Genomic DNA, 1461 nt, shown 5'->3' on the forward strand with positions numbered 1-1461 from the left:
CATCGCTTGCGCCTTCGTCCGCTTGGCCATGATCCGCATCATGCTGCGACGGCTGGCCGCAACCCCCTCCGCCTGAATCAGAACTTCCCGGATGGGCTCTCAGCGACGTAGTTGCTGGCCAGCAGCGGCGGCGCATCGGTCGGCTGCCAGTTGGCGGAGGGCTCGACGTAGACGGCGCGCACCCCGTTGAAGAGATCCCGCCGCGCCCGGCTGCCCTGGATTGTGACGTCGCCGCGCAGGTCGTCCGAGGTCAGGGTCGCCACCGGCAGGGCCGGCCCGCCTGCATGGATGAAGAACCGCCCGCCCGAGACGACCAGCGCCCCGGCCATGGCGGCGACCAGCTTTTCGGTAATCGCGATCTTGCCCTCGGCGAGGGACAGCGTGCCGTTGCAGGTGTAGCGGCGCTCGGCGGTGCCGGCAGCCGTGCCCATGATCTCGTCGCAGATGTTCGCCGCGGCGATCAGGCAGGGGATGTCGATATTGTCCCAGCTGGCCCGCCAGCCAAAGGAGGCGGTGATGTACCAGGCGAGACAGAGCGCCGGATTGTCGGACCAGCCCACAGCGCCGGTGCGCGGATCCAGGATGGTGTCGGCGCCCTCGACGATCGCCGCCATGTTGGGCGGGCCGGAGGGAAAGGCCTCGGCGGTGATCTTGAGGCGGACGGCGATATAGGCGCGGCCCTGGCCGCGATGCGCCGCGGTCCATTTGCCATCGGTCTCCGCCACCAGATTGGCGTCCGCCACCTGGTCAGGCTCGCCCAAATGTCGATCGACGCGGACGAGGCCGGCGAAGCTCTCGTCTGTTTCCACCTTGTCGCCGAGCCAGACCTCGCCGATGCCGCGCACGCGATGGGCGGCCACCACGACGACGGCGTAGAAATAGCCATCCTCGCGCCCGGCATCGTCGGTCGCCGAGTGCAGAAAGACGATGGGCCCGCCGACCTTGACCCGGCCGAGGACGATCTGGTGCTCGGTGATGGCCTGGCGGAAGGACTGAGTGCGCGTCGTGGCGGTGGTGGTGAGGGTGTCGGCGGCGATGGCCGCGGCGGTGGTCGAGGCGGCCTTCTTGGTCGGGAAGATGGCCTGGCCGATGGAGGAGACGACGAAGGCGGCGCCGGCCGCGACCACCGCGCCGATGATGCCGCCTCCGACCGCGGCCGAGGCGATGCCGCCGGCGACCACGGCGATCAGGGGGACGGCAGCGGGCATGTCAGCCGATCCTCCAGGCAGTGGTGCAGCAGGTCATCGGGAAGCGGATGAGACCGCGCGGGCCAACAAAGGCGGCGCGGCCGCCATCCACGACCACGCCAAGCCGGGCCGGGTCACCCGCCAGCACGACGTCACCGGCTCGGGCAAAGGCGTAAGCGTCGCTTCCGCACCACTGGCATTTTTGCTTGACGGTAGGGCTGTGGTCAGGTGGCGCTGTTCCGTTACGCGGCGTGTTGGCGCCAGTAGTCCCGGA

Annotated in this window: 2 protein-coding genes; both read right to left on the minus strand. The window is 69.5% G+C overall.

Annotation, left to right across the window (positions count from 1 at the left end):
- Positions 1-77 precede the first annotated feature (77 nt).
- The gene (locus DOO78_RS26825; protein WP_243634813.1) at positions 78-1208 is read right to left on the minus strand and encodes a phage tail protein; all 1131 of its coding nucleotides are present in this window, start codon (positions 1206-1208) and stop codon (positions 78-80) included.
- A gap of 1 nt (position 1209) precedes the next feature.
- The coding region (locus tag DOO78_RS27995) for a DUF6950 family protein (RefSeq protein ID WP_408887595.1) at positions 1210-1461 on the minus strand (252 nt) is incomplete at its 5' end.

It is taken from the genome of Roseicella frigidaeris (assembly GCF_003258945.1).
Taxonomy (GTDB): Bacteria; Pseudomonadota; Alphaproteobacteria; order Acetobacterales; family Acetobacteraceae; genus Paracraurococcus; species Paracraurococcus frigidaeris.